Source organism: Nocardioides sp. CER19 (assembly GCF_029846275.1).
Lineage (GTDB): Bacteria > Actinomycetota > Actinomycetes > Propionibacteriales > Nocardioidaceae > Nocardioides.
Map to the genome: position 1 here is coordinate 94415 of NZ_JARVWS010000001.1, position 25744 is coordinate 120158.

Genomic DNA, 25744 nt, shown 5'->3' on the forward strand with positions numbered 1-25744 from the left:
ATCCCGGGGTTCGGGGCGAGCACGCAGGCGGCACGCTCCCCGAACGACCCGCCCGACCAGGTCACGGCGCGTCCCCGAAGAGGGCACCCGCCCACTCCGGCAGGCTCAGCCGCTCCCCCTCGACGCGCGGGGTGAACATCTCCACGCTGGCGCCACGGGTCACGTCGAGCACGTCAGCGACCGAGCCGAACGTGCCCAGCCGCCGCACCGAGAGGTACGTCGGGGGCATCATCGTCCACTCCCCGGACTCGACCTTGGCGAGCGCCGCCGCTGCCGTGGTCCAGCGCACCGACGTCGACTCGGTCGACAGCTCGCGCGGCTCCTGGCCCTCGGGCAGCCGAGCCACGAAGAACCAGGTGCGGTAGCGCCGCGGCTCGAACTCGGGCGTCGTCCAGGCGTCCCAGACGCCGAGGTCGTCCAGCGTCAGGCGGACGCCGGTCTCCTCCTCGACCTCGCGCAGTGCGCCACCGACGACGGCCGCAGCGACGTCGGGCGGGGCCCCGAGCCGGGCTGCCCAGTCGTCCGGCAGGTCGGCCGTGTCCGACGGCGCGATCCCGCCGCCGGGGAACGCGACCATGCCGCCGGCGAAGGCCATCCCACGGTGGCGCACCATGACGTGCACCTCCGGGCCGTCGGCACCCTCGCGCAGCAGCAGCACGGTCGCGGCATCCCGCGGCTCCGCCGGCACGCGCTCCCCCGCGGCGTACTCACGGGCGGTCGCCAGCAGCGACGGCGGTAGCGGGACCTGCTTCACAGCTCGACGAGGATCTCGACCTCGACCGGCGCGTCCAGGGGCAGGACCGGCGCGGCCACGGCCGAGCGGGCGTGCACGCCGGCGTCGCCGAACGCCTTGCCGAGCAGCTCCGAGGCACCGTTGGCGACACCGGGCTGACCGGTGAAGTCAGGGGTGGACGCGACGAACGCGACCACCTTGACGACCCGCTTCACGAGGGACAGGTCGCCGACTTCGGCCTTCACCGCCGCGATGGCATTGAGCGCGCACTGGCGGGCGCACTCGTAGGCCTCCTCAGGGCTCACCTCGGCGCCCACCTTGCCGGTCGCCATCAGCTCCCCGTTGCGCATCGGCAGCTGGCCGGAGGTGTAGATGTAGCGGCCGGTCCGCACGGCCGGGACGTAGACGGCGACCGGCGGAGCGACGTCCGGGACGGTCAGCCCGAGCTCGGCCAGGGCCTCCTCCGGCGTGGTCATTCGACCGGCCGCTTGAAGTAGCCGACCAGGTTTCCGCTGCCGTTGTCGGTGATGGTCACGAGCTCCCAGCCGTCCTGGCCGAAGTTGTTGAGGATCTGCCCCGCGACATGGTTGAGGATCGGGGCGACCTGGTACTCCCACTTGGTCATGGCCCGCACCCTACCCGCGGCCGACCTGGGGCGGACCGGGGTCCGACCACGGTCTGACGCGCACGGCCGCGCCAGCGTCTACGGTGACCGCGTGGACCTCGCGACGCGGCAGCCGTGGCGGCTCGGCCCGCGTGGCCGGCTCTGGTTCGACCGCGGCCTGGTCGGCCTGCTGCTGGCGCCGGCACCGGTGCTCCTCGCGGTCGGCACGGCGTGGCTCGACGTGCTTCTCGCCGTCGCGCAGATCGTGCCGCTGTGGTGGCGTCGCCGCCACAGCGTCGAGGCGTTCGGCGCCGTCGCGGCCGCGAGCGCCCTCCAGGCCGTGCTCATCGACCAGCCGCTCTGGAGCCAGCTGGCCTTCCCGGTCGCGACGTACTCCGTCGCCCGCTACTCCCGCGGCCGCTGGGGCCTGCTCGCGCTCGGCGTCGGGATCGCCGGCGCCGCGGTCGCGTCGCTCGACTGGGTGCGCAACTGGTACGACGACACCGACCCGACGAAGGCCGCGTTCGTGTCCTACTTCCTCACGATCTCGGTGATCGTCGTCGCCGCCTGGGCGCTCGGGACGCTGGGCCGGACCAGGGCGGCGTACGTCGACGCGCTCGTCGACCGCAACGAGCAGCTGCGCCGCGACGCCGCCCAGCAGGCGGCCCTCGCGGCCGGCGAGGAGCGGGCCCGGATCGCCCGCGAGATGCACGACGTCGTCGCCCACGGCCTCTCGGTGATCGTCGTCCAGGCCGACGGCGCCCGCTACGCCGCCGAGCAGGACCCGCCGGTCGCCGCGAAGACGCTGGCGACGATCTCCGAGACCGCTCGTGAGGCGCTCACCGAGATGCGACGCACCCTCGGGCTGCTGCGCGCCGACGACGAGGCGGAGACCCGGCCGCAGCCCCGCCTCGGCGACCTGCCGGCGCTGGTCGACGAGACGCGGGCGGCCGGCACCCCGGTGCGCGCGACGCTGCCCGCGCCGGAGACGACCGTGCCCGACGGGGTCGCCCTCACCACCTATCGCGTCGTCCAGGAGGCCCTGAGCAACGTCCGCAAGCACGCCGGCCCCGGTGCCGCCGCGACGGTCCTCGTCGCGGTCGGCGACGACGTGAGCGTCGAGGTCGGGGACGACGGTCGCGGCGCGTCGGCGCCCGACGACGGCGGAGGCCTCGGGCTGGTCGGCATGCGCGAGCGGGTCGCCGCCCACGGCGGGCGGCTCGAGACGGGCCCGGTCGCCGGCGGGGGGTTCCGGGTGTGGGCGAGGATCCCGCTATGAGCGCAGGTGAGCCGATCCGCGTCTTCCTCGTCGACGACCAGGAGATGGTGCGCGCCGGGTTCAAGATGCTCGTCGACAGCCAGCCCGACCTCACCGTGGTCGGCGAGGCCGGCGATGGGGGCGACGCGCTGCAGCGGCTGTCCGCGACGCGTGCCGACGTCGTGCTGATGGACGTCCGGATGCCACGGATGGACGGGGTCGAGGCGACCCGCCACCTGCTGGCGCGGGCCGACCCGCCGCGGGTCCTCGTGCTGACGACGTTCGATCTCGACGATTACGCCTTCGCGGCGCTCCGCGCGGGTGCGGCGGCGTTCCTCCTCAAGGACGCGCGCCCGGAGGACCTGCTCGGCGCGATCCGCACCGTGCACGCCGGCGACTCAGTCGTCGCACCGAGCACGACCCGGCGCCTCCTCGACCACTTCGCCGCCGCGCTGCCCGACCCGGCCGCCCCGCGCGACACCCGCCTCGACGGCCTCACCGAGCGCGAACGCGAGGTCTTCGAGCTGGTCGGGCGCGGGTTGTCCAACACCGAGATCGCCGCGACGTTCGTCGTCTCCGAGGCGACCGTGAAGACCCACGTCGGCCGCCTGCTGGCGAAGACCGGCAGCCGTGACCGCGTGCAGCTCGTGGTCCTGGCCTACGAGACGGGTCTGGTCCGACCGACCTGACCCGTCCACCCGGGGTCGTACGAGTGATCAGCTCATGGTCCGACGACGTGGCGCCCCGCGACGGCGAGCGTTGTCGCCATGACGCAGACACCCCTGACCACGGCCGTCGCCGCGAGCGCGCGCGGCCTCACCAAGACCTACGGACGCGGCGACGCCGAGGTGCACGCCCTGCGGGGCGTCGACCTCGACCTGAGCGCCGGCACGTTCACCGCGATCATGGGTCCCTCGGGCTCGGGCAAGTCCACGCTGATGCACTGCCTGGCCGGGCTCGACCAGCCCACCTCCGGGTCCGTCACGGTCGCGGGGCAGCGGCTGGAGTCGCTGAGCGACGACCAGCTCACGGTGTTCCGGCGGGAGCGGCTCGGGTTCGTGTTCCAGGCCTTCAACCTGCTGCCGATGCTCACTGCCGGGCAGAACATCCTGCTCCCCCTCGAGCTGGCCGGGCGACGCATCGGCGCCGCCGACCGGGAGCGGGCGCTCATGCTGGCCGACGTCCTCGCCCTCGGCGACCGGCTCGGCCACCGCCCGTCCGAGCTCTCGGGCGGCCAGCAGCAGCGGGTCGCGATCGCCCGGGCGCTCGTCACGGAGCCGACCGTCGTGTTCGCCGACGAGCCGACCGGCAACCTCGACAGCACCACGTCCGCCGAGGTCCTCGACCACCTGCGCCGCTCCGTGCGCGAGCTCGGGCAGACCGTCGTCATGGTCACGCACGAGCCCAGCGCCGCGGCGTACGCCGACCACGTGGTCACGGTCGCCGACGGGCGGATCGCCTGATGCGGACCGTCTGGCTCGGCTCGCTGCGCACTCACACGCGGCGCTACGTCTCCGCCGCCCTCGCGGTCGCGGTCGGGGTCGCGTTCGTCGTCGTCACCGCGGCGCTGGCCTCGTCCACGCGGACGGGTCTGTCGGCGGGTCTGGACGCGCCCTACCGCCATGCCGACGCCGTCGTGAAGGACCCCTCCGTCGCCATCGCGGACGGGCTGACGGTGAGCCATGACGCCCTGCCGGTCGGCTGGTCGACCCAGTCGGTGCGCGCCGGCGGCCGGCTCCTGTCGGACCGGGCCGACGTCGGCATCGTCGCCACCGACCCCGCGTGGCAGTGGCAGCGGCTGACCGCCGGGCGCTTCCCGACCGGCCCCGGCGAGGCGGTCGTCGACTCCAACGCCGCGAAGCCTCGGCACGTGACCGTCGGCGACCGGCTGCGGATCGGCAGCGGCGACCAGCGCCTCGACGTACGGGTCGTCGGCCTCGCGACCTCGCCGACGCAGCTGGCCCGCGCCGACGTCTACGTCACCTGGTCCGACCTCCTCACGTGGCGCGACGACGTCCACCTCACCGGCATCGCGCTCGCCGGTGACACGCAGGGCGTCGCGCGCGCACAGTCGGTCGCGTCGTACCTCCACGACGTGCAGAAGGACCTCGACCGCCAGGTCGACGTCGTGGCGCTCGTGCTGCTCCTGTTCGCGGCCATCGCGCTGTTCGTGTCGGTGCTGGTCATCGCGAACACGTTCTCGATCCTCTTCGCCCAGCGGATGCGCGACTTCGCCCTGCTCCGCAGCATCGGTGCGACGCGTCGCCAGGTCGTCCGCTCGGTGCGGCTGGAGGCGCTGGCCATCGGCACGCTCGCGGGCCTGGTCGGGCTGGTCGCCGGTGTCGGCCTGGGTCACGGTCTCGTCGCCCTCATCCAGCGACTCTCGGACTCTGCGCCGCTCGGCCCCGTCGACATCGGCCCCGGCTGGATCGTCGGCGGCTTCCTCGTGGGCCTCGTCGTCACGCTGGTCGCGTCGTGGCTGCCGACCCGTCGCGTCATGCGGGTCAGCCCGATGGCGGCGCTGCGGCCACAGGAGGACGTCGACCTGCGGACCGGCGCCGGGCGACTCCGGATCCTGCTCGGCCTCCTGCTGGTCGCGGGCGGTACGGCCCTGCTCGGTCTCGCGGTGGCTCAGCGGTCGAACCCGGCGATGCTGGCCGGGGGTGCCGCCGCCTTCACCGGCATCCTGGTGCTCGGCCCGATCCTCGTGCCGGCGCTGGTGCGAGCCGCGGGCGCGGCACTCGCCCGCGTGGTCGGTGCCGAGGCACGGCTCGCGAGCGCCAACGCGGTCCGCAACCCCCGGCGTACGGCGGCCACAGCCGCCTCGCTGCTGGTCGGCGTCACCCTGACGACCGCGGTCCTCACCGGGATGGCGACCGCGCGCGATGCCGTCACCGGGTCGATGGACACCGACCACCCGGTCGACCTCGCGCTCACCGGCAGTACGCCGCTGCCCGAGGACGTCCTCCAGCGCGCTGGTGCGGTGCCGGGCGTGGCCACGGCGGTCGGCCTCGACGGGGTGCGGGCCCGGGTCGACGGACAGGACATGACGCTCCTCGCCGTGCCGACCACAGGCCGGGTGCTGCGCTCCCGCGACGCCGTGCCCTCCGCCGGCCAGATCACCCTGCCGCCCGAGGTCGCGGGCCACGTCCCCGACCCGGTCACGGTCACGGTCGGCGACCGTCACCTCAGCCTGCAGGTCGTCGGTGGCGGCGGCTTCGGCCCGGCCGGTCTCGTCACCGCGTCGACCCTGGCCGAGCTGACCGATGCCCCGGCGACCTTCGCGATCTGGGTCCGCGGGGCCGGCGGAGCCGACGCCGACGACCTCGGCGGCGACCTCGGGGCACTGGCCCCCGACGCCGACCTCGACAACGGGCTGGCCGACCGCCACTGGGTCGACCTGCAGCTCGACGTCTTCACCGGGGCGGTCGTGGGCCTGCTCGGCATCTCGGTGGTCATCGCCCTGGTGGGGATCGCCAACACGCTCGGTCTCTCCGTCCTGGAGCGCGCCCGGGAGCACGCCCTGCTCCGTGCGCTGGGGCTCACGAGGCGGCAGCTGCGCCGGATGCTCGCCGCGGAGGCGGTGCTGCTCTCGGTGGTGGCGACGGTGCTCGGCACGATGATCGGCGTCGTCTTCGCCTGGGTGGCCGTGCGGACGATGGTCGCCCAGGCCTTCGACGACGTGCCGATGGTGCTGCCGCTCGGCCAGCTCGCGATCGTCGTCCTGGTCGCCGCCGGCGCCGGCCTGGTGTCGTGCCTGCTGCCCGCCCGTCGGGCCTCCCGGGTCGCGCCCGCCGCCGGCCTGAACCTGGAGTGAGCGGCCGACGCCCTAGGGTCGAGCGCGTGAGCAACGAGCTGCGGGCCTACATCGACACGTGGTGGCAGGCGGTCGGGGAGTTCGCCGACCTGGCCGAGTCGCTGGCGGACGCCGACTGGGCGCGACCGACGGACCTGCCCGGCTGGGACGTGCGGGCGGTCGTCTCGCACGTCGCACACCTCGAGGGGATCCTCGGCGGCGCGCCGCGGGAGGAGGCCGAGGTCGGCCCGGCCGCGCACGTCCGCGGACCGATGGGACAGTTCACCGAGATCGGCGTGCTCACCCGCCGCCACACGTCGCCGGGGGAGATCGTCGAGCAGATCCGGCACTACGCCGCCGCCCGGCACGACGCCCTCCTCGCCGACCTGCCGACCGACCCGTCGGCGCCGGCGCCCGGCGTGTTCGGCGCGATCGGCTGGGACGTCAGGCGGCTGCTCCGCAACCGGCCGCTCGACGTCTGGATGCACGAGCAGGACGTACGCCGCGCGGTCGGACGCCCAGGCGGCCTGGGCTCCCCCGCCGCCGAGCACAGCGTCACCTACCTGCTGGAGAGCCTCGGCTACGTGCTCGCGAAGCGGGTCGGCGCGGCGCCCGGCACCACGGTCGTCGCCCTGGTCGAGGGCAGCCCGCCGGCGGCGTACGGCGTCGGGGCGGACGGACGGGGCCAGCGGCTCGACACCCCGCCGGCGGAGCCGACGACGACGCTGCGGATGAGCCGCGACACCTTCGTGCGGCTGGCCGGCGGCCGCGGCCACGTCGACCCGGACGCCGTCACGATCGAGGGCGACGTGGCGCTCGGCGAGAAGATCGCCGCGAGCCTCGCGGTCACTCCGTGACCGGCCGCCGCTTCTGCGGGTGGATCGTCTCGCCGCGAGCGAGCATCGCGACGTAGTCGGCGACCCGACGGGCCCGGGCCGCCTCCGTCTTGATGGCGGTCAGCCGGTGGTAGAGCGCGTAGCGGTTCTGCGAGGTCAGCACGTCGAACATCGCCTGAGCGTCCGGGTTGGCCGCCAGCGCGGCGAGGAGGTCGGGCGGCGTCTCGGCGGTCGCCGGGCCGGCGTAGGCCGCTTCCCACCGACCGTCCGCCTTCGCCGCCTCCACGGCGGCGAGGCCCGCGGGCGTCATGCGACCGGCCGCGGTGAGCCTCTCGACGTGGCCGATGTTGATGAGCGACCATCGGCTCCTCGGTCCGCGCGGCGTCCACCGCTGGAAGGTCGTCTCGTCGTCGCGTCGCCGGGTCTGCCCGTCGATCCAGCCGAAGCAGAGTGCCTCGTCGAGCGCGCCGGCGTAGTCGAGCGCGGTCGTCGTCCCACCCTTCTTGGTCAGCACCAACCAGACGGCGGGCACCGAGTCGTGGTTCTCCGCGAGCCATGCCCGCCAGGCGGCGGCATCGGGCAGGAACAGCTCGATCCCCGGCAGCACCATGGTCATCCCTTCCAAGAACGAGAACGTGTGACGACGTTTCAAGCATGGCGGAGACGACCGACAGTGCTGACCGGGCCCGGATCGAACGGCTCGAGTATCGCTACGTCCGGCTCCTCGGCACCAAGCAGTGGACGCGTTCGCGACCTGCTTCACCGCTACCGCGAGCGGCGACTACGACGGACTCGCCTTCGAGTCCCGCGACGCACTGGTGGCCCGGCGACGTACCCAGCCTCGAGGTCGGCGGGCCCGACACCCACACGCACGCCTAGGACGCCGGCTCGACCCAGGCGCAGAACTCGTTGCCCTCGGGGTCGGCCATCACCGTCCACGAGATCTCGTCGTCCTGCGGCCGCAGCACCGTGGCACCGTCGCTGGTCAGCAGCGCCAGGTCCCCGACGGTGACGTCCCAGTGGATGCGGTTCTTGGCCGTCTTCGGCTCGGGTACCGGGGCGAACACGATCGACTCGAACGGCGCGCCGGGCACGCCCTCGATCCACGACCACTCCGGACCGTGCTGGGCCGGTACGCCGAGGACGTCGCCCCACCAGGTCGCGATCCGCTCCGCGTCCTGGGCGTCGACGGCCAGCTCGTAGAGCCGGTAGGCCGGCACCTCCTCGCGCTCGAAGACACACAGCTCGCCGCCCTCCGGGTCGCGGAGCACCTTCCAGCCGAACGACTCCAGGTCCAGCGGGGTCGCGCCCAGCCGGAGGACGTCGTCGACGGAGCCGGCATGCACGTCGAGGTGGACGCGCTGCTTGGCCGTCACCGGCTCGGGCACCGTCTCGACCCACACCGAGTGCTGGGGCGTGGGCCCGCGCAGCAGGGTCTCGTCGCCGCGCGGCTCCGCGGGCAGGCCCAGCACGGCTGACCAGAAGTCGCCCATCGCGACGCAGTCGTTGGAGTCGATGCACAGGTGCCGGTAGCGGGCGAGCGCCATGCGTCACAACCTAGACGGTCGGCCCGACGGTCTGGCTAGAGTCGCCCCATGTCCTCCGACTGGCCGCGCGTGCAGCTGCACGTGGTGACCGGCAAGGGCGGCACCGGGAAGTCCACCGTGGCCGCCGCCCTGGCGCTGGGCCTCGCGAGCCACGGCAAGAACGTCCTGCTCTGCGAGGTCGAGGGCCGGCAGGGCATCGCCCGGATGTTCGACGTCGACCCGCTGCCCTACGCCGAGACTCGCGTCGCCACCGGCCTCACCGCCGGCGAGGCACGCCCGGGCAGCGTCTACGCCCTCCACATCGACGCCGAGGCGGCGCTGCTCGAGTACCTCGCGATGTACTACAAGCTCGGCCGGGCCGGGAAGGCGCTCGACCGCTTCGGCGTCGTCGAGTTCGCCACGACCATCGCGCCCGGTGTGCGGGACGTGCTGCTGACCGGCAAGGTCTTCGAGGCGGTGCGGCGCAACAGCCGCAACAAGGGCGCACGCCACTACGACGCCGTGGTGCTCGACGCCCCGCCGACAGGGCGGATCACCCAGTTCCTCAACGTGAGCGACCAGGTCGCTGGCCTGGCCAAGGTCGGTCCGATCAAGAACCAGGCAGACACGATGATGACCCTCTTCCGCTCCCCGCGTACGGCGGTCCACCTGGTCACCCTGCTGGAGGAGATGCCCGTCCAGGAGACCGCCGACGCGATCGCCGAGCTGCGGCACGCCCGGCTCTCGGTCGGCGGCGTGATCGTCAACCAGGTCCGGCCGAAGGACCTCGACCCCGACGAGCTGGCCGCGGCCCGGGCCGGCACGCTCGACGCCGGCGCGATCGCCAAGGACCTGGACGGGGCCGGCGTGGCGGTCTCGGACGACCTCGTCGACGGGTTGCTGGCCGAGGCGGCCGAGCACGCCGAGCGGCGGGCCCTCGAGGACGCGCAGCGCGCGGTCGTGGCCGGGCTGGACGTGCCGTCGTACGAGCTCCCGCGGCTCTCGGTCACGGTCGACCTCGGCTGCCTCTACGAGCTGGCCGAGCATCTCAAGGAGCAAGGACTCGCATGATCACCCCACGCGATCCTTCGCTCCCCCGATTCGCTCCTCCGCGAACAATCGCGCGGGGACCCCGATGAGGACCCAACCACGGGTCGGGCCACTGGCGGCGGTCCCGACGAGCGCACCCGGCCTCGACGTCGACCGACTGCTCGACGACCCGGAGACCCGGATCGTCGTCTGCTGCGGCTCGGGTGGCGTCGGCAAGACGACGACCAGCGCCTCCCTGGCCCTACGCGCCGCGGAGCGCGGCCGCAAGGTCGTCGTGCTCACGATCGACCCGGCCCGTCGGCTGGCGCAGAGCATGGGCATCGAGCAGCTCGACAACACGCCGCGGCCCGTCCCGGGGATCTCGACGGGCTCGACCAGCGGGTCGGGCGGCAGCCTCGACGCGATGATGCTCGACATGAAGCGCACCTTCGACGAGGTGGTGCTCCAGCAGGCCAGCCCGGAGAAGGCCCGGCAGATCCTCGAGAACCCCTTCTACATCGCGCTGTCGAGCTCGTTCGCGGGCACGCAGGAATACATGGCGATGGAGAAGCTGGGCCAGTTGCACCGCCAGGGCGCCTACGACCTGATCGTCGTCGACACCCCGCCCAGTCGCAGCGCGCTCGACTTCCTCGACGCGCCCGACCGGCTCTCGAGCTTCCTCGACGGCCGCTTCGTCCGCCTCATGCTGGCGCCCGCCCGCGGGCCGGCGAAGCTGATGACGGCCGGCTTCGGGATCATCACCAACACCCTGACGAAGATCCTCGGCGGTCAGATCCTGACCGATCTCCAGACGTTCGTGGCCGCGCTGGACACCGTCTTCGGCGGCTTCCGGCAGCGGGCGCAGCAGACCTACGCGCTGCTGCAGGCGCGCGGCACCGCGTTCCTCGTCGTGGCGGCGCCGGAGGGCGACGCACTGCGCGAGGCGGCGTACTTCGTCGAGCGGCTCAGCGGCGACCGCATGCCGCTCGCCGGGCTCATCGTGAACCGCGCGACCGCCGCGCCGCCCGGCGACCTGTCGGCCGCGGGCGCGCTGGCCGCGGCCGAGCGGCTGCGTGCCTCGACCGACACCGGGCCGACCGCCGGCCTGACGGCCGGACTGCTGCGCCTGCACGCCGACCGCGTGCGACTGGTCGAGCGCGAGCAACAGCTGCGCGAACGGTTCGCCGCGGCTCACCCGCGCGTGCCGACCGCCGTCGTGCCCGCGCTCGCCGGCGACGTGCACGACCTCGAGGGCCTCCGTCAGGTCGGCCGGCTGCTCGCCGACGCCTGACGCGAAGGACCGGAAGCGCGGGTGCGCTCAGGCGCCCGCGGCTTCCTTCGTCCGCGCAGCCTCGAGCACCGAGCGCCACGAGGAGCCGGGCTTGCGGCGCAGCAGCGCGCGGCGCTCCCGCTCCGTCATCCCGCCCCAGACGCCCCACTCGATCTGGTTGTCCAGTGCCTCGGCCAGGCACTCGGTGCGCACCGGGCACCCGGCGCAGACCTGCTTGGCCTTGTTCTGCTCTGCTCCCCGAACGAACAGCTGGTCCGGCTCCTGCGCGCGGCAGGCAGCCTTCGGGGCCCAATCCTCAACCCACATACGTGTCCCCAATGTCCCGAAATCGGCTCCGCGGTCCCCACGACGACGGCACCGACTTTTTCCGTGGACAAAACGTAAAGGCCTGGGTTTGGGTCGGTACAGACCTATTTGACCCAAGTTGCATGGTCCGTTGTGACTAGTCCTCTTGAGTCATATCGGCGCGGGGGGCGATGTCGGCGAGGCCGCGTCTGCTACGGGGGTCACGTAACCTATGCGCATGCCGAGCCCCCGAATGGACCGCCTCCCGGCCTCGCGCCTGCTTCCCCACCTGGGTGTGATGCTGGCGGTGGCCGCCGTGCTCGGCGCCGTGGTGGCCGGCCTGGCGATCCCGTTCGCGGGCGTCGCCGGCATCGGGGCGCGCAACGTCGCCCGCAGCATGGACGACCTGCCGGCCGAGCTGGAGACGGGCGACCTCGCGCAGCGGACGCGGATCCTCGACAGCGAGGGCAAGCTCATCACCACGCTCTACGACGAGAACCGGATCAACCGCCCGCTGAGCCAGATCTCGCGCAACATGGTGACGGCGCTGGTTTCGATCGAGGACTACCGCTTCTACCAGCACGGCGCCCTCGACCTGAAGGGCACGCTGCGCGCGTTCGTGACCAACCAGGCCAACAGCGGCGTGGTCCAGGGCGGCTCCTCGCTGACCCAGCAGCTGGTCAAGATGACGCTCATCGCCCAGGCCAAGCAGTCGGGTGACGAGAAGGCCATCAAGGCCGCCACCGAGGAGTCCTACGCCCGCAAGATCAAGGAGCTGCGCTACGCGATCGCGCTGGAGCAGACCCACAGCAAGGACTGGATCCTCGAGCGCTACCTCAACGCCGCCTACTTCGGCGACGGCGCCTACGGCGTGCAGGCGGCCGCGAAGCACTACTTCAACGTCAACGCCAACAAGCTCTCGCTGACCCAGGCGGCGACGCTGGCCGGGCTCGTGAAGAACCCCACCGGCTACGACCCGACCAACTCGCCCGACCGGGCCGTCGCCCGCCGCAACGTGGTGCTCGACCGGATGGCCCAGCTGCACGCGATCAGCGCGAAGGACGCGGAGGCCGCCAAGGCGGCACCGCTCGGGCTCGACGTCCAGGGCTCGCAGAACGGCTGCGTGAACTCGACCGCACCGTTCTTCTGCGACTACGTGCTCAACCGGCTGCTCAGCGACCCGTCGCTCGGCAAGAGCGTCGACGACCGGCGCAGCCTGCTCTACTCGGGCGGTCTCACGATCAAGACGACGCTCGACCTGCGCTTCCAGAAGGCGGCCGACCAGGCGGTCGCCGCCCACGTCGCGCCCACCGACCAGGCGATCGGCGCCCTGGCGATGGTGGAGCCCGGCAGCGGTGCGGTCCGAGCGCTCGCCCAGTCGCGGCCGATGGGGCGCGACAAGAAGAAGGGTGAGACCTACCTCAACTACATCGTCCCGCAGCGCTTCGGCGACTCGAACGGCTTCCAGGCGGGTTCGACGTTCAAGCTGTTCGTGCTCTCCTCGGCGATCGAGTACAACGGCTTCCCGCTGCACCAGCAGATCAACTCGCCGGAGCAGAAGGACATCCCCGAGTCCAACTACAAGGGCTGCCCCGGCGACGGCAACCGCGTCGGCGTCTGGCAGGTCCACAACTCCACCGACTCCGGCAACATGGACGCCTACTCCGGCACCCGCCTGTCGGTGAACACGTTCTTCGCCCAGCTCGAGGAGATCACCGGGCTGTGCAACCCCTACAAGCTCGCGAAGTCGATGGGCCTCGAGCTCGACGACCCCAAGGGTGAGCGCGTGCCGTCCTTCACGCTCGGCATCGCCAGCGTCAGCCCGCTCGAGATGGCGGAGGCGTACGCGACCGTGGCCGCGCGCGGTTTGCACTGCGACGCCCAGCCGGTCACCGAGATCATCGGGTCCGACGGCAAGCCCGTGAAGGACTACGGCAAGTCGTGCCAGCAGGTGATGGCCCAGGGCACCGCCGACGCCGTCAACGACATCCTCCGCGGGGTCCAGGAGCCGGGCGGCTTCGGTGGCGACGCCGGGCTCGGCCTCAACATCCCCAGCGCGGCCAAGACCGGAACCATCAACAGCAACATGACGGTCTGGTACGACGGCTACACGCCGTCACTGGCCACCGCGTCGATGATCGCCGGTGCGAACTCCAAGGGCGAGTGGATCACCCTCAACGGCCAGCACCTCAAGGGCGGCTACGTCGCCACCGCGCACGGCTCGACCACGGCCGGCCCGATGTGGGGCGACGCGATGCACGTCATCCAGCAGTGGCTGCCCGACAAGGACTTCGTCAAGCCGAGCCAGAGCGTGATCGACGGCATCCAGGTCGACGTCCCGTCCGTGGCGGGCATGACGATCAGCCACGCGAAGGACGTCCTCCGCCAGGCCGGCTTCACCACCACCGTCGGCAGCAAGGTCTACTCGGACTACTCGGTCGGCACGGTGGCCTACAGCAACCCGTCGGGCAAGGCGGCCAAGGGCAGCCCGATCACGGTCTACCCGTCCGCCGGCCCCGAGCCGAAGCCCAAGCACAACAAGAAGAAGCGCAAGGGCAACCCGCCGCCGTCGTTCCCGTTCAACTGGGGCGGGAACGGCAACGGGAACGGACACGGCGGGCACTAGCCCGCCGGGCCGGGTCAGGAGCGGTCAGGCGCCGAGCTGGCGGCGTACCTCCGCAGCCACGGCGCCGCCGTCCGCACGGCCCCTGACCTGGGGCTGGACGACGCCCATGACCTTGCCCATGGCGCGCATGCCCTCGCCGGCGGCGCCGGTCTGCTCGACGGCCTTCGCGACGAGCTCGGCGATCGCGGCCTCGGAGAGCTGCTCGGGCAGGTAGCCGGCGATGACCGCCGCCTCCGCCTGCTCCTTGTCGGCGCTCTCCTGGCGGCCCCCGTCGGCGAACGCGGTCGCCGCCTCCCGGCGCTTCTTGGCCTCGCTGGTGAGCACGCCGATGATCTCGTCGTCGGACAGCTCGCGCGACTCCTTGCCGGCGACCTCGGCATTGGTGATGGCGGTGAGCACCATCCGCAGCGTCGAGGACCGCACCTCGTCGCGCGCCTTCATGGCGGTCGTGAGGTCGCTGCGCAAGGTGTCCTTCAGGCTCATGTGGATCATTGTGGCAGCCTTGCGGCATGCGTCTCGCTCCCGTTCTCGGCCGCGCCCTCGCCACCACGGTCGCGGCCGGTGCGACGGCCGGCGCCGGCCTGACGGCGTACGCGCTGTGGGAGGCCCGGCAGTACACGCTGCGCCGCGTGACCGTGCCGGTCCTTCCGGCGGGCGCTCGGCCGGTGCGGGTGCTGCATCTCTCCGACATCCACCTCGTCCCCGGGCAGCAGCGGAAGATCGAGTGGCTCTCGTCGCTGGCCGTGCTGCGTCCCGACCTGGTCGTCAACACCGGTGACAACCTGGCCCACCGTGACTCGGTGCCGGTGCTGGCCGAGGCGCTCGGGCCGCTCCTCGACGTGCCCGGCGTCTTCGTGCTCGGTTCCAACGACTACTTCTCGGCGCGGCTGCGCAACCCGCTCCGCTACCTGCTCCCCGACAACGGGAAGCGGCACACGAACGTCCCCCAGCTGCCCTGGCGGGACCTGGTCGGGACGTTCGAGACCGCCGGGTGGAGCAACCTCACCAACCGGCGCACCGTGCTGAAGGTCGGCGAGCTGACGGTCGCCTTCGCCGGCGTCGACGACCCGCACCTGCGCTTCGACCGCCTCGGCGATGTCGCCGGGCCCGCCGACCTCCGCGCCGACCTCCGGCTGGGCGTCGCCCACGCGCCGTACCTGCGGGTGCTGGATGCGTTCGCTCGGGACGGGTACGACGCGATCCTGGCGGGCCACACCCACGGCGGCCAGGTCTGCCTGCCCGGTGGTCGCGCCCTCACGACGAACTGCGACATCGAGCCGGAGCGGGCCCGCGGTCTCCACCGCCACCCGGCCGCCTCCGCCCCCGGCGACCCGGGGTCGGCCTGGCTGCACGTGTCGGCGGGGGTGGGCACGTCGCCGTACGCCCGGATCCGCGTCGCGTGCCGCCCCGAGGCCACCCTGCTCACGCTCGTGGACGCCGATTACAGGTGACACCAGGGGCTCCGGTATGCTCCCCTGCTTGTGAGCCCCCGCCGAAAAGGTGGGGCGTTCGCGACTCGGGGTGTGGCGCAGCTTGGTAGCGCGCTTCGTTCGGGACGAAGAGGCCGCAGGTTCAAATCCTGTCACCCCGACCGGCTGATGAAGCAGGTCAGAGGCGGTTCGGCGAAGGCCGAGCCGCCTCTTTCCTTGTCCGGACCCGGACGTCAGGCCCGGCGGACGGTGACGTCGCCGAAGGACGTGGACGCGTGGATCTCCACCTTGTCGGCGCTCTCGCCGGGCGCTCCGGACGCCGTGAGCTCGTTGCGCACCTTGCCGAACTTCGTGGAGACGTCGAGCCAGGCGGCGGTGCCCTCGTGGACGCCGACCTCGATCCCGCTCATCGCCGTCTCGAGGGTCAGCGTTCCGTGCGCCGCGTCGAGCACGCGGACCGTGCCCATCGCGCTCTTCGCATCCACGTCGTCGGTCGCTCCCTCGACGGTGATGTCGCCGTTGGCCACCCGGACCTCGAGCGGGCCGTGCGCGGCTCCGACGACCGCGGCGCCGTTGGAGTTCTTGAGTACGCCGCCCACGACCAGCTCGCCCAGCTGCAGCCGGCCCGAGGAGATCGAGACGGTCGCCTTGCCGGTGACGCGGTCGCCGCGGACGTTGCCGGCCGACGTGCTCACGGACAGGGCGGCGGTCTCGTCCAGGTGGATGTCGCCGGCACTGGTCTTGTAGGTGACGTCACCGAGCCGGCCGGTGACCTGCAGGTCGCCCATGGCGGTGCTGCCCTCGAGGTGCGAGCCGGCGGGCAGTGCGACGGCGACGGCGATCGCACGGGTCTTGTTGGACCAGCTCAACGGCTTGGCCCGGGGCGCCTTGACCGTCAAGGTCCCGTTGGTGAAGCCGACCGTGGTGCGGGCGGCGGCCTCCACGTCGGACTCGTTGTCCGGGTCGGCGGGGCGTACCTCGACGACCGTGTCCACCCGGTCGCTCGCGACGATGGTGACGTCGCCGACGACGGGCTCGATGATGGCGGTGATCGGCTCAGGGGTGCTGAACGTGGGCATGGCTGGTGTTCCTCTCCGGTTGAGTGGTTCTGGGGGCGGCCCGGTCAGCTGACCCAGCCGGTGTAGCGCTGCTGCTTGGACCGGCCGCCGGTCGACGGCGGGTCGACGTCGGCCGATGGGTGGTGCGGCGTGCGGAGTGCTGCGGACGCGGCCCGGGTCAGCCAGGCGTTGACGGAGCGTCCCTGGCCCGCGGCCGCCTCCTCGATCCGCGCCTTGAGCGGCTCGGGGACGCGGAAGTTGATGCGAGCGGTGGCGGCGTCGCCGTCGAACGAGGCCTCGTCCTCTTCCGCCTGGGCCGCCGATGGCGCCATCCGTGGCGCCACCGCCTCCGCGGTCGGCAGGGTGACGGCGAAGCTCGGCTCGCCGCCGCGCAGCCGCACCTCGACGGAGCCGGGCGCCAGGTCCCGGGTGATCTCGTCCGCCGCCGCGGAGAGCGCCTCGAGCAGGGCCAGCTGGAACGCGGAGGCCAGCGGGGCGCTCAGCCGGTCGGCCATCGCCACGGCCTCCGGGCCGCCGGCCGCGGCGGCGACCGCGAGCTCCTGGCGAACCCTGTCCACGAATCTCATGACGTCCATGGCGCCATCATGGCACCATTATGGCGCCATGGCAAGGCATTAGTGTCAGCAGCGTGGAGGCCGAGGACAGGGACGACCGCGGGCTGCGAGTCGGTGGCGCAGACGATGCCGTCCTGCTCGGCCGGATGCTCTTCGAGTTCAACGCCGAGTTCGGGCAGACCGAGCCTGCCGCGGAGGTGATGGCGGAGCTGGCCGGCCCGCAGCTCGCGAGCGGTGAGGTGGCGGTCGTCTTCGGGCCGGGAGACCCGCCGGTCGGCTTCGCGCAGCTGCGCTTTCGCAACTCGCTCTACGAGGCCGGCCCGGATGCCTGTCTCGAGGAGCTCTGGGTGCGACCTCCGGCTCGCGGCACCGGCCTGGGCCGCGCGCTGCTCGAGGCGGCGATGGACCTCGCCCGCCGGCACGGAGCCACGCGGATCGACCTCAACACCTCGGTCGACGACGAGGTCGCGCGGGCGCTCTATGTGAAGTGCGGCTTCACCAACGAGGAGTTCGGGTCCGGCGGTCCCTCGATGCTCTACTACGAGCGGGACCTGTGACCCCTGGCCGCCCGGCCGACAGGTGCGAGCCGGTCAGCCGCGACCGTTGAGCTTGTCGGCGAACTGGACGCCGATCCGGCTGGCGAGCCCGGTGAGCGCTTCGTCCAACGTCTCCGCCACGACGAGGTCGTCCATCACCTCCTGGCGTACGAAGCCGGCGTCGACGAGGCCCTGCAGAGCGGTGAGCATCGGGTTCCAGAACCCGCCGACGTTGAAGAAGCAGACCGGGTCGTCGTTGAAGCCGATCTGCCGCCAGCTCCAGACCTCGATGATCTCCTCGAGGGTGCCGAGTCCCCCGGGAAGGCACAGGAACGCGTCGGCGTACTCGGCCATGAGGGCCTTGCGCTCGTGCATCGTGTCGACGACACGGACCTCGGAGAGGTCGTCGCGCCCCCACTCCCGCTCGACCATCGACCGCGGGATCACGCCGACGACCTCACCGCCCGCGTCCAAGGCACCCTGGGAGACGGCGCCCATGAGGCCGTGGCCGCCTGCGCCGTAGACCAGGCCGATGCCGCGCTCGGCGAGCCCCCGGCCCAGGTCGTACGCCGCCCGGGTCATCGTCTCGTCGTGGCCGGACACGGACCCGCAGAAGACCGCCACGCGGCGAAGCTCGGAATGCACACGCGCAGCCTAGGGGCGGGTGGCGGCTTCGGCGTTCGTGGCCCGTTCGGGGCGGCCCGACGTGCCACACTGCCGCCATGGGGTCAGAGGAGGACAAGCCGTCGCTCGAGGCGCCGTCGCTGGGCTTCCGGAGGCGGAGGAAGACTCCTCCGGCCGCGAGCGGTGAGCAGTCGACCGAACCGGATCCGCCGACGGTTGACCACGCACCGCCCACGGCGACCGTCACCGCGCCGGAGCTGCCCTCGGTCCTCGAAGCAGCGCTCGAGCCGGAGCCCCGCCCCGAGCCGGAGCCAGCGGTCGAGGGCACCAGGACGCTGCGTCGTCCCCAGCGTCGTCCCCGGCGCCGGCGCGGGCAGCCGGCCGCCCGCCGCCCGCTGAACGGGCACCTCGCAGCGGCCGGCGCCGGGCTCGTCGTCGGCGCCTTCCTGGTGCTCGCGACGCTCGGCGGGCTGCAGGCGTGCGAGTCGATCCGCGGTACGACGAGCTGCGGCGGCGGGCCGGGCTTCCTCCTGCTGGTCCTGATCGTCGTCGTCGCGGTGGTCATCGGTGCGCTCCTGCTGCGATGGGCGCAGGTGCCCAGCGCGGGCAGCATCAGCTTCCTGGCGGTCGCCCTGGTGTCGGTGCTCACCGTGCTCTTCCTGCTCGACGAGCTCGACCAGGTCACCGGTGCGGTCGTGGTGGGGGTGCTGACGATCGCGTCGTACCTGCTCGCGCACTGGGTGACCGTGCGCTACATCGACGCGGTCGACGCGGCCTGAGTCGGCGTCACGACCGAGCAGCCCGCCCGAGCCTGCGCTCAGGATCGTGCCCTCCAGGCGAGGAACACGACACCGGCATGCCCGCCCGGACGCGCCGTCTCATCGCCCCGTCACGCCCGGGGACGGGGCCTCAGCGAGCGGCGACGACCAGCTCGGCGATCTGGATCGTGTTGAGGGCCGCGCCCTTGCGCAGGTTGTCGCCGGAGACGAACAGCGCGAGACCGCGGCCGTCGGGGACGCCCTCGTCGGCGCGGATCCGCCCGACGTACGACGGATCCTTGCCGGCGGCCTGCAGCGGGTTGGGAATGTCGCTCAGCTCGACGCCGGGGGCCGTCGACAGCAGCTCGATCGCGCGCTCAGGCGACAGCGCGCGAGCGAACTCGGCGTTGATCGACAGCGAGTGGCCGGTGAAGACCGGCACCCGGACGTTGGTGGCGGAGACGGGCAGCTCGGGGATGCCGAGGATCTTGCGGGACTCGTTGCGGAGCTTCTGCTCCTCGTCGGTCTCGTTCAGACCGTCGTCGACGAGGTTGCCGGCGAAGGGCAGCACGTTGTAGGCGATGGTCCGCTGGTAGATCCCCGGCTCGGGGAAGGCGACCGCCTCACCGTCGTAGGCCAGCTCGCGGGCCTTGTCACCGGCGGCGATGACGCCGTCGGCGAGCTCCGCGACACCGGCGATGCCCGAGCCCGAGACCGCCTGGTAGGTCGACACGACCAGGCGCCGCAGCACGGCCTCGTCGTGCAGCGGCTTGAGAACCGGCATGGCGGCCATCGTGGTGCAGTTGGGGTTGGCGATGATGCCGCGCCCGGCCTCGATCACCGGGCGGGCGGCGTCGGGGTTGACCTCGGAGACGACCAGCGGGATCGCCGGATCCTTGCGGAACGCGCTGGAGTTGTCCACGACGATCACCCCGGCGTCGACGAACGTCGGCACGAGCGCGCGTGAGGCGGTGGCGCCCGCGGAGAAGAGCGCGACGTCGAGACCGCTCGGGTCGGCGGTCGAGGCGTCCTCGACGACGACGTCGCGACCCTCGTAGGACAGCACCGTGCCGGCGGACCGCGGGCTGGAGAAGAACCTGATCTCGTCGACCGGGAAGTTGCGCTCCGCGAGGATCTGCCGCATGGCGACACCGACCTGGCCGGTCGCGCCGACGATGCCGATCTTGATGCCGGCGCCGCCCTGAGCCTGTCGCAGGGTCATCGGCCGGTACCTCCGTAGACCACGGCCTCGACCTCGTCGGTGCCGAGGTCGAACGCGGAGTGGGCCGCGTTGACGGCCGACTCGACCTGAGTCTCGGCGACGACCACGGAGACCCGGATCTCGGAGGTCGAGATCATCTCGATGTTGACGCCCGCCTCGGACAGTGCCTCGAAGAAGCGCGCCGAGATGCCAGGCGAGGTGCTCATGCCGGCGCCGACGATCGACACCTTGCCGACGGAGTCGTCGTAGCCGAGGCGCTCGTAGCCGACGGTGTCCTGCAGCCGGGCCAGCGCCGCCATCGCCGTCTGGCCCTCGCCGCGCGGCAGCGTGAAGGAGATGTCCGTCAGACCGGTGGACGCGGCCGAGACGTTCTGGACGATCATGTCGATGTTGATCTGCGCGTCGGAGATGGCGCGGAAGATCGCGGCGGCCTCGCCGACCTTGTCGGGCACGCCGACGACGGTGATCTTCGCCTGGCTGCGGTCGTGGGCGACGCCGGTGATGATGGCGGATTCCATGGTGCTCTCCTGTGCGACGTCCTCGGCCTTGACGACCCAGGTGCCCTCCTTCTCGGAGAAGGAGGACCGGACGTGGATGGGCATGTCGTAGCGGCGGGCGTACTCGACGCACCGCAGGTGCAGGATCTTGGCGCCCTGCGCGGCCATCTCGAGCGTCTCCTCGTAGGAGATGCGGGGGATCTTCCGGGCGCGCGGCTCGATGCGGGGGTCGGCGGTGAAGATGCCGTCGACGTCGGAGTAGATCTCGCAGACCTCGGCGTCGAGCGCGACGGCCAGCGCGACGGCGGTCGTGTCCGAGCCGCCGCGGCCGAGTGTGGTGATGTCCTTCGTGGTCTGGGAGACGCCCTGGAAGCCGGCCACGATCGCGATCGCGCCGTCGTCCACCGCGCCGAGAATCCGACCCGGGCGCACGTCGATGATCTTCGCCTTGCCGTGCTCGGCGTCGGTGATGACGCCGGCCTGCGAGCCGGTGAACGAACGCGCCTCGTAGCCGAGCATCTGGATCGCCATCGCCAGCACCGCCATGGAGATCCGCTCGCCGGCGGTGAGCAGCATGTCCAGCTCGCGCGCGGGCGGCAGCGGGGAGACCTCGTTGGCGAGGTCGATGAGCTCGTCGGTGGTGTCACCCATCGCGGAGACGACGACCACGACGTCGTGCCCCTGCTTCTTGGTGTTGACGATCCGCTGGGCGACGCGCTTGACTCCGGCGGCGTCGGCGACCGACGAGCCGCCGTACTTCTGGACGACGATGCCCACAGCTGAATCCTTGATCGACGGGGGAAGAACGGGCCCGAGTCTAGTCGGCGGCGCGGAGCACGCCCCGTCGATATCGCAGTGCGGGCGTCCTCAGAGCGCGGCGTCGCCCTCGAGGATCTCCTCGGCGACCGCCAGGTCCTCCTCCTCGCCGCTGAACTCGGTGTCGAGCCGGTCGTGCGAGACGACGGTGAGCAGCGCGTTGAGCGCGGCGCCGGCCAGGTTGCCCCAGTTGGAGACGTAGGAGAACTGCCACCACCACAGCGCCTCGTCGGCATCGCCGCGGCGGTAGTGACGCAGCCCGTTCTCGAGATCGGCGGCGATGGCGGTGAGGTCGTCGGAGAGCTGGCTGACGACGATCTCGGGCGCATACGGGTCGAAGACGAAGCTGTAGGTGTCGGCGTCGCCGAGCATGTCGGCGAGCCGCAGCCGCAGGTCGTCGACGTCGGCCTCGGGCCCGACGTCGGGCTGGTACTCCTGCCGCGGCTCGAAGTCACGCTGCGCCCCCAGCCGTGCCCCGGCGAGCAGCACCTGGCTCACCTCGAGGAGGAGCAGGGGTACGGCGCTGCCGCTGTCACCCCCGGCCCCGATGGCACGGAGGGCGATCAGGAAGCTCTCGACCTGGTCGGCGATCTCCTCGGCGAACTGGCGCTCCGCACTGTCGCCCATGACCTGGCTGGTCTCCTCGCTCATTGTGCTGCCCTCCGTCCGGCGAACGCGCGGCCGAGCGTGACCTCGTCGGCGTACTCCAAGTCTCCGCCCACCGGTAGCCCGCTCGCCAGCCGGGTCACCGTCAGGCCCAGCGGCGCGAGCTGACGGGTGAGGTAGGTCGCGGTCGCCTCGCCCTCCAGGTTGGGGTCGGTGGCGAGGATGATCTCGGTGAGCTGGGTGTCGTTGAGCCGGGTCATCAGCTCGCGGATCCGCAGCTGGTCGGGGCCGATGCCGTCGATCGGGCTGATCGCGCCGCCGAGGACGTGGTAGCGGCCGCGGAACTCCCGGGTCCGCTCGATCGCCACGACGTCCTTGTACTCCTCCACCACGCACAGCACCGTCGGGTCACGCCGCGGGTCGCGGCAGATCCGGCAGGTCTCCTCCTCGGAGACGTTGAAGCAGATGTTGCAGAACTTCACCCGCTGCTTGACCTCGATGAGCACGTCGGCGAGGCGGCGTACGTCGACCGGGTCGGCCTGCAGCAGGTGGAACGCGATCCGCTGCGCACTCTTGGGGCCGACGCCGGGAAGCCGGCCGAGCTCGTCGATGAGGTCCTGGACGACGCCTTCGTACAACTCAGAACCCCAGCTTGAAGGGCGAGTCGGGATCGTCCGACCCGCCGAGCCCGCCAAGGCCGCCGGCGAGCGGGCCGAGCGACTGGCTGGCGAGGGCGTCGGCCTGCTGCTTCGCGTCGCGGTAGGCCGCGATGATGAGGTCGCTGAGGTCGGAGAGGCTGTCGGCGTCCTCGCCGTCGAACTCGCCGGCCTTGATGTCGACGCGTTGCAGCTCGCCGACCCCGTTGACCGTCACCGTGACGGCGCCGCCCGCGACGGTGCCGTCGACGGTCGTCTCGGCCAGCTGCGCCTGGGCGTTCGCGAGCTGCTCCTGCATCTGCTGGGCCTGGCCCAGGAGGGCGTTGAGGTCGAGGCCGCCGAAGGGGTTGTCGGTCATGAACCCAACTCTCTCACTGGTGGCGAATCTCTTCGATGATCTGGGCACCCAGCTCGCGCTCGAGCAGCTCGGCGCCGGCGAGGTTGTCGATGTCCGCGTCGAGGTCGTCGGGGTGGGCGTGGGCGTCGGCGGCGCGCAGCTCCTCGGCCGTCGTGTCGGTCGCGCGGCCACCGGTGCGGGTCGGCTGGATGGCCCCTCGCGCGGCGTCGATGGCGCGGCCGTCGAGGCGGTTCTCGACCGGCTGCTCCTCCGGGAGGTCCCACGGCGGCGGATCCGGCGCCTCAGACGCCTGCGGAGGCTCGGGCGGCGGGGGCTGGTCGACCGGCGGGGCATGCTCGGCCGGGGCGTGCTGAGCCGGCTGGGACTGCGGGGCCTGCGGGGCCTGCGCGGCCTGCTGGACCGGCGGGCGCTGAGGCGGCGGGGCCGCGCCGGGCTGCACGCCGGGGTCGACGATCGCCTCGATCCGCCACTCGGCGCCGATGACGTTGACCAGCGCCTGCTTCAGGTGGGGCTCGTGACCGCCGCTGGCGTACTGCTCCCGCAGCCCCGGCGTCGTGAACCCGATCGTGAGGGTGTCGCCCTGGAGACCGACCACCTGGGCATGGCTGCTCAGCAGCGCCCAGGTCGCGCGGCGCAGGCCGCTCAGCGCCTGGATCACGTCGGGCCACAGCCGGCGGGCGTCGACGACCGTGAGGCCGCCGGTCGCCGGCTCGCCGGGGGCGGGCGGAGTCGGCGCAGGGGGTGCTGACCGGGGTGCTTCCTGAGGTGCCGCCTGAGGTGGGGTCGCCGGGGTGGGCACCGTGGGCACCGTGGGCACCGTGGGCGCCGCCGCGGGCGGTGACTGGTCGACGTTCTGCGCTGCCGGAACGGTTGACTGCTCACCGCCGGCCGGAGCGGGCGGTGACTGCTCGACCGGTCCGGGCTGGGCAATGGTTGACGGCGCACCGGGGGCGGCCGGGGCCGCGGGGGCCGCGGGGGCGACGGGCTCCGGCGTCGGCGCGGTCGCCCGCGGCGCCGGGCGGTCCTGGGCGGGCGGCGCCTGGGCGACGACGGGTGCGATGGTCGGCGTACCGCTCACGGACAGGCGTCGCTCGACCCGGTCGAGCCGGGCCGCGAGCCCCTCGGTCCCGTGGTCCGCACCCGGCAGGAGCACACGCGCGCAGATGAGCTCGAGCAGCAGCCGCGGCGCGGTCGCGCCGCGCATCTCGGTGAGGCCGGTCGCGACGAGGTCGGCGGCGCGCGACAGGTCGGCACCACCGAACCGGCCGGCCTGGGCGACGAGGCGCTCGCCCGCGTCGGGAGCGACGTCGATGAGTCCCGTCGCGGGGGCGTCGGGCACCGCGGACACGATCACGAGGTCGCGCAGGCGGCGGAGCAGGTCCTCGGTGAAGCGGCGGGGGTCCTGCCCGGTCTCGATCACCTTGTCGACGACGCCGAACACGGCCGAGCCGTCGGCCGCCGCGAACGCGTCCACGACCTCGTCGAGCAGCGAGTCGGGGGTGTAGCCGAGCAGTCCGGCGGCGAGGTCGTAGGTCACGCCCTCGGGGCCGGCACCGCCGAGCAGCTGGTCCATCACCGACAGGGTGTCGCGGGCCGACCCACCGCCGGCGCGGACGATCAGCGGAAGTGCGGCGGGCTCGACGGCGACGCCCTCCTTCTCGCAGATCTCCGAGAGGTAGGACGACAGCAGTCGCGGCGGGATCAGCCGGAACGGGTAGTGGTGCGTACGCGACCGGATGGTCGGGATGACCTTGTCAGGCTCGGTCGTCGCGAAGATGAAGCGCAGGTGCGGCGGTGGCTCCTCGACGAGTTTGAGCAACGCGTTGAAGCCCTGCGCCGAGACCATGTGGGCCTCGTCGATGATGTAGACCTTGTAGCGGCTGCGCACCGGCGCGAAGAACGCCTTCTCCCGCAGGTCACGGGCGTCGTCGACGCCGCCGTGCGAGGCCGCGTCGATCTCGATGACGTCGATGCTGCCCGGACCGCCGCGGGCGAGGTCGCGGCAGGACACGCACTCACCGCACGGGTCGGCGATGGGCGCCTTCTCGCAGTTGAGCGCCCGCGCGAGGATCCGCGCGCTGGTGGTCTTGCCGCAGCCGCGCGGACCTGAGAACAGATAGGCGTGGTTGACCCGGTTGTTGGCGAGCGCGGCGCGCAGCGGCGTGGTGACGTGCTCTTGGCCGATGACCTCGGCGAACGTCTCGGGCCGGTAGCGGCGGTAAAGCGCCAGGGGTGACTCCACGCGGAAACCCTAACCAGCGGGACCGACAGCCGGTAGGCGGGCGGCCGGCGCTGGGAGTGCTCGTCGAGCGAGGCAGCCCAATCGGCAGTTCCGGGGCATGAAAAGGCCCCCCACGCACCCGGCAGAGCTCGCTTATCCTTGCTGCCTTCCGGCCCTGGGGAGGTTCGGCAAGATGCCGCCACGTGGGGGGTTGCCGGGGAGTCTAGGCGAGCCGTGGTGGGGCCACCAAAGCGAGCAGACGATTTCGCCGTCGCGCCACCCGGCCGATACCCTCCTCCACGGAGCTGTCGCCTAGTGGCCTATGGCGCTCGCTTGGAAAGCGGGTTGGGTTAACGCCCTCGGGGGTTCGAATCCCCCCAGCTCCGCCACTCGAGGGCGCCGA

At 72.5% G+C, this 25744-nt stretch carries 27 protein-coding genes, 2 tRNA genes and 1 other RNA gene; 13 read left to right on the top strand and 17 right to left on the bottom strand.

The window, feature by feature from the left end:
• Positions 1-61: 61 nt before the first annotated feature.
• The 3 genes from QDS12_RS00510 to QDS12_RS00520 are packed head-to-tail and all read right to left on the bottom strand — an operon-like array spanning position 62 to position 1358.
• Positions 62-754, bottom strand: coding sequence for an NUDIX domain-containing protein (locus tag QDS12_RS00510; RefSeq protein ID WP_279876247.1), 693 nt, complete (start codon positions 752-754; stop codon positions 62-64).
• Positions 751-1209, bottom strand: coding sequence for a RidA family protein (locus QDS12_RS00515; RefSeq protein ID WP_279876248.1), 459 nt, complete (start codon positions 1207-1209; stop codon positions 751-753). Before QDS12_RS00515 ends, QDS12_RS00510 begins: the two co-directional genes overlap by 4 nt.
• The gene (locus tag QDS12_RS00520) at positions 1206-1358 is read right to left on the bottom strand and encodes a DUF4177 domain-containing protein (RefSeq protein ID WP_139230050.1); all 153 of its coding nucleotides are present in this window, start codon (positions 1356-1358) and stop codon (positions 1206-1208) included. Before QDS12_RS00520 ends, QDS12_RS00515 begins: the two co-directional genes overlap by 4 nt.
• A gap of 91 nt (positions 1359-1449) precedes the next feature.
• Here QDS12_RS00520 and QDS12_RS00525 point away from each other — a divergent pair, with 91 nt between their 5' ends.
• The 5 genes from QDS12_RS00525 to QDS12_RS00545 all read left to right on the top strand — a co-directional run bounded on the left by QDS12_RS00525 (position 1450) and on the right by QDS12_RS00545 (position 7248).
• On the top strand, positions 1450-2616 hold the full coding sequence (locus QDS12_RS00525) for a sensor histidine kinase (RefSeq protein ID WP_279876249.1): 1167 nt from the start codon (positions 1450-1452) through the stop codon (positions 2614-2616).
• Positions 2613-3284: a response regulator transcription factor gene (locus QDS12_RS00530; protein WP_279876250.1), complete on the top strand. Its 672-nt coding sequence runs from the start codon at positions 2613-2615 to the stop codon at positions 3282-3284. Before QDS12_RS00525 ends, QDS12_RS00530 begins: the two co-directional genes overlap by 4 nt.
• 78 nt (positions 3285-3362) lie before the next feature.
• Positions 3363-4058 (top strand): ABC transporter ATP-binding protein, encoded by a 696-nt coding sequence (locus tag QDS12_RS00535; protein ID WP_279876251.1) that lies wholly within the window; start codon positions 3363-3365, stop codon positions 4056-4058.
• Positions 4058-6412 carry an FtsX-like permease family protein gene (locus tag QDS12_RS00540; RefSeq protein ID WP_279876252.1) on the top strand — a complete coding sequence of 785 codons (2355 nt, stop codon included), beginning with the start codon at positions 4058-4060 and terminating at the stop codon, positions 6410-6412. The genes QDS12_RS00535 and QDS12_RS00540 overlap by 1 nt, the downstream gene beginning before the upstream one ends.
• Positions 6413-6438: 26 nt before the next feature.
• Positions 6439-7248 (top strand): maleylpyruvate isomerase family mycothiol-dependent enzyme, encoded by an 810-nt coding sequence (locus tag QDS12_RS00545; RefSeq protein WP_279876253.1) that lies wholly within the window; start codon positions 6439-6441, stop codon positions 7246-7248.
• Here QDS12_RS00545 and QDS12_RS00550 read toward each other — a convergent pair.
• Complete coding sequence (locus QDS12_RS00550) at positions 7238-7843, bottom strand: YdeI/OmpD-associated family protein (RefSeq protein ID WP_279878439.1); 606 nt, start codon at positions 7841-7843, stop codon at positions 7238-7240. The genes QDS12_RS00545 and QDS12_RS00550 overlap by 11 nt on opposite strands.
• A 259-nt stretch (positions 7844-8102) precedes the next feature.
• A complete protein-coding gene (locus QDS12_RS00555; protein WP_279876254.1) occupies positions 8103-8774 on the bottom strand; it encodes a VOC family protein in 672 nt (223 codons plus the stop codon).
• A gap of 48 nt (positions 8775-8822) precedes the next feature.
• Between QDS12_RS00555 and QDS12_RS00560 the strand changes: the two genes are divergently transcribed.
• Together QDS12_RS00560 and QDS12_RS00565 are read left to right on the top strand one after the other, a co-directional pair.
• Positions 8823-9824 (top strand): ArsA-related P-loop ATPase, encoded by a 1002-nt coding sequence (locus QDS12_RS00560; protein ID WP_279876255.1) that lies wholly within the window; start codon positions 8823-8825, stop codon positions 9822-9824.
• A gap of 64 nt (positions 9825-9888) precedes the next feature.
• Positions 9889-11073 (top strand): ArsA family ATPase, encoded by a 1185-nt coding sequence (locus QDS12_RS00565; RefSeq protein ID WP_279876256.1) that lies wholly within the window; start codon positions 9889-9891, stop codon positions 11071-11073.
• A 27-nt stretch (positions 11074-11100) separates the two neighbouring features.
• On the opposite strand, the gene QDS12_RS00570 is transcribed toward QDS12_RS00565, so the two are convergent.
• Positions 11101-11379, bottom strand: a complete 279-nt coding sequence (locus tag QDS12_RS00570) for a WhiB family transcriptional regulator (RefSeq protein WP_279876257.1) — start codon at positions 11377-11379, stop codon at positions 11101-11103.
• Between the two features lie 217 nt (positions 11380-11596).
• Here QDS12_RS00570 and QDS12_RS00575 point away from each other — a divergent pair, with 217 nt between their 5' ends.
• On the top strand, positions 11597-13984 hold the full coding sequence (locus QDS12_RS00575; RefSeq protein ID WP_279876258.1) for a transglycosylase domain-containing protein: 2388 nt from the start codon (positions 11597-11599) through the stop codon (positions 13982-13984).
• Positions 13985-14008: 24 nt separating this feature from the next.
• Here the strand turns inward: QDS12_RS00575 and QDS12_RS00580 are convergent, their stop codons facing one another.
• Positions 14009-14476 carry a GatB/YqeY domain-containing protein gene (locus QDS12_RS00580; protein WP_279876259.1) on the bottom strand — a complete coding sequence of 156 codons (468 nt, stop codon included), beginning with the start codon at positions 14474-14476 and terminating at the stop codon, positions 14009-14011.
• A 17-nt stretch (positions 14477-14493) separates the two neighbouring features.
• On the opposite strand from QDS12_RS00580, the gene QDS12_RS00585 reads away from it, so the two are divergent.
• Both QDS12_RS00585 and QDS12_RS00590 read left to right on the top strand, forming a co-directional pair.
• Positions 14494-15435: a metallophosphoesterase gene (locus tag QDS12_RS00585; protein ID WP_279876260.1), complete on the top strand. Its 942-nt coding sequence runs from the start codon at positions 14494-14496 to the stop codon at positions 15433-15435.
• A gap of 66 nt (positions 15436-15501) precedes the next feature.
• Positions 15502-15575: transfer RNA gene (locus QDS12_RS00590), tRNA-Pro, on the top strand.
• Between the two features lie 72 nt (positions 15576-15647).
• Here the strand turns inward: QDS12_RS00590 and QDS12_RS00595 are convergent.
• Together QDS12_RS00595 and QDS12_RS00600 are read right to left on the bottom strand one after the other, a co-directional pair.
• Entirely contained in the window at positions 15648-16493 is an 846-nt protein-coding gene (locus tag QDS12_RS00595) for a DUF4097 family beta strand repeat-containing protein (protein WP_279876261.1), read from the bottom strand.
• 44 nt (positions 16494-16537) lie between these two features.
• Positions 16538-17068, bottom strand: coding sequence for a toxin-antitoxin system HicB family antitoxin (locus QDS12_RS00600; protein ID WP_279876262.1), 531 nt, complete (start codon positions 17066-17068; stop codon positions 16538-16540).
• Positions 17069-17121: 53 nt separating this feature from the next.
• On the opposite strand from QDS12_RS00600, the gene QDS12_RS00605 reads away from it, so the two are divergent.
• On the top strand, positions 17122-17604 hold the full coding sequence (locus QDS12_RS00605; RefSeq protein ID WP_279876263.1) for a GNAT family N-acetyltransferase: 483 nt from the start codon (positions 17122-17124) through the stop codon (positions 17602-17604).
• A 33-nt stretch (positions 17605-17637) separates the two neighbouring features.
• On the opposite strand, the gene QDS12_RS00610 is transcribed toward QDS12_RS00605, so the two are convergent.
• Complete coding sequence (locus tag QDS12_RS00610) at positions 17638-18228, bottom strand: TIGR00730 family Rossman fold protein (protein WP_279876264.1); 591 nt, start codon at positions 18226-18228, stop codon at positions 17638-17640.
• 77 nt (positions 18229-18305) lie between these two features.
• Between QDS12_RS00610 and QDS12_RS00615 the strand changes: the two genes are divergently transcribed.
• Complete coding sequence (locus QDS12_RS00615; RefSeq protein ID WP_279876265.1) at positions 18306-18986, top strand: hypothetical protein; 681 nt, start codon at positions 18306-18308, stop codon at positions 18984-18986.
• A 130-nt stretch (positions 18987-19116) separates the two neighbouring features.
• Here the strand turns inward: QDS12_RS00615 and QDS12_RS00620 are convergent, their stop codons facing one another.
• From QDS12_RS00620 to ffs, 7 genes are all read right to left on the bottom strand, one after another.
• The gene (locus QDS12_RS00620; RefSeq protein WP_279876266.1) at positions 19117-20187 is read right to left on the bottom strand and encodes an aspartate-semialdehyde dehydrogenase; all 1071 of its coding nucleotides are present in this window, start codon (positions 20185-20187) and stop codon (positions 19117-19119) included.
• On the bottom strand, positions 20184-21461 hold the full coding sequence (locus tag QDS12_RS00625) for an aspartate kinase (RefSeq protein WP_279876267.1): 1278 nt from the start codon (positions 21459-21461) through the stop codon (positions 20184-20186). Before QDS12_RS00625 ends, QDS12_RS00620 begins: the two co-directional genes overlap by 4 nt.
• Positions 21462-21551: 90 nt before the next feature.
• Positions 21552-22151, bottom strand: a complete 600-nt coding sequence (locus tag QDS12_RS00630) for a DUF5063 domain-containing protein (RefSeq protein WP_279876268.1) — start codon at positions 22149-22151, stop codon at positions 21552-21554.
• Positions 22148-22744, bottom strand: a complete 597-nt coding sequence (gene recR, locus QDS12_RS00635; RefSeq protein WP_279876269.1) for a recombination mediator RecR — start codon at positions 22742-22744, stop codon at positions 22148-22150. The genes QDS12_RS00630 and recR overlap by 4 nt, the downstream gene beginning before the upstream one ends.
• 1 nt (position 22745) lies before the next feature.
• Positions 22746-23120: a YbaB/EbfC family nucleoid-associated protein gene (locus QDS12_RS00640; RefSeq protein ID WP_279876270.1), complete on the bottom strand. Its 375-nt coding sequence runs from the start codon at positions 23118-23120 to the stop codon at positions 22746-22748.
• Between the two features lie 13 nt (positions 23121-23133).
• On the bottom strand, positions 23134-25362 hold the full coding sequence (locus tag QDS12_RS00645; protein ID WP_279876271.1) for a DNA polymerase III subunit gamma and tau: 2229 nt from the start codon (positions 25360-25362) through the stop codon (positions 23134-23136).
• A 101-nt stretch (positions 25363-25463) separates the two neighbouring features.
• Positions 25464-25554: signal recognition particle sRNA small type (gene ffs, locus QDS12_RS00650), an RNA gene on the bottom strand.
• 88 nt (positions 25555-25642) lie between these two features.
• Between ffs and QDS12_RS00655 the strand changes: the two genes are divergently transcribed.
• Positions 25643-25730 (top strand) — tRNA-Ser (locus QDS12_RS00655).
• Positions 25731-25744 lie beyond the last annotated feature (14 nt).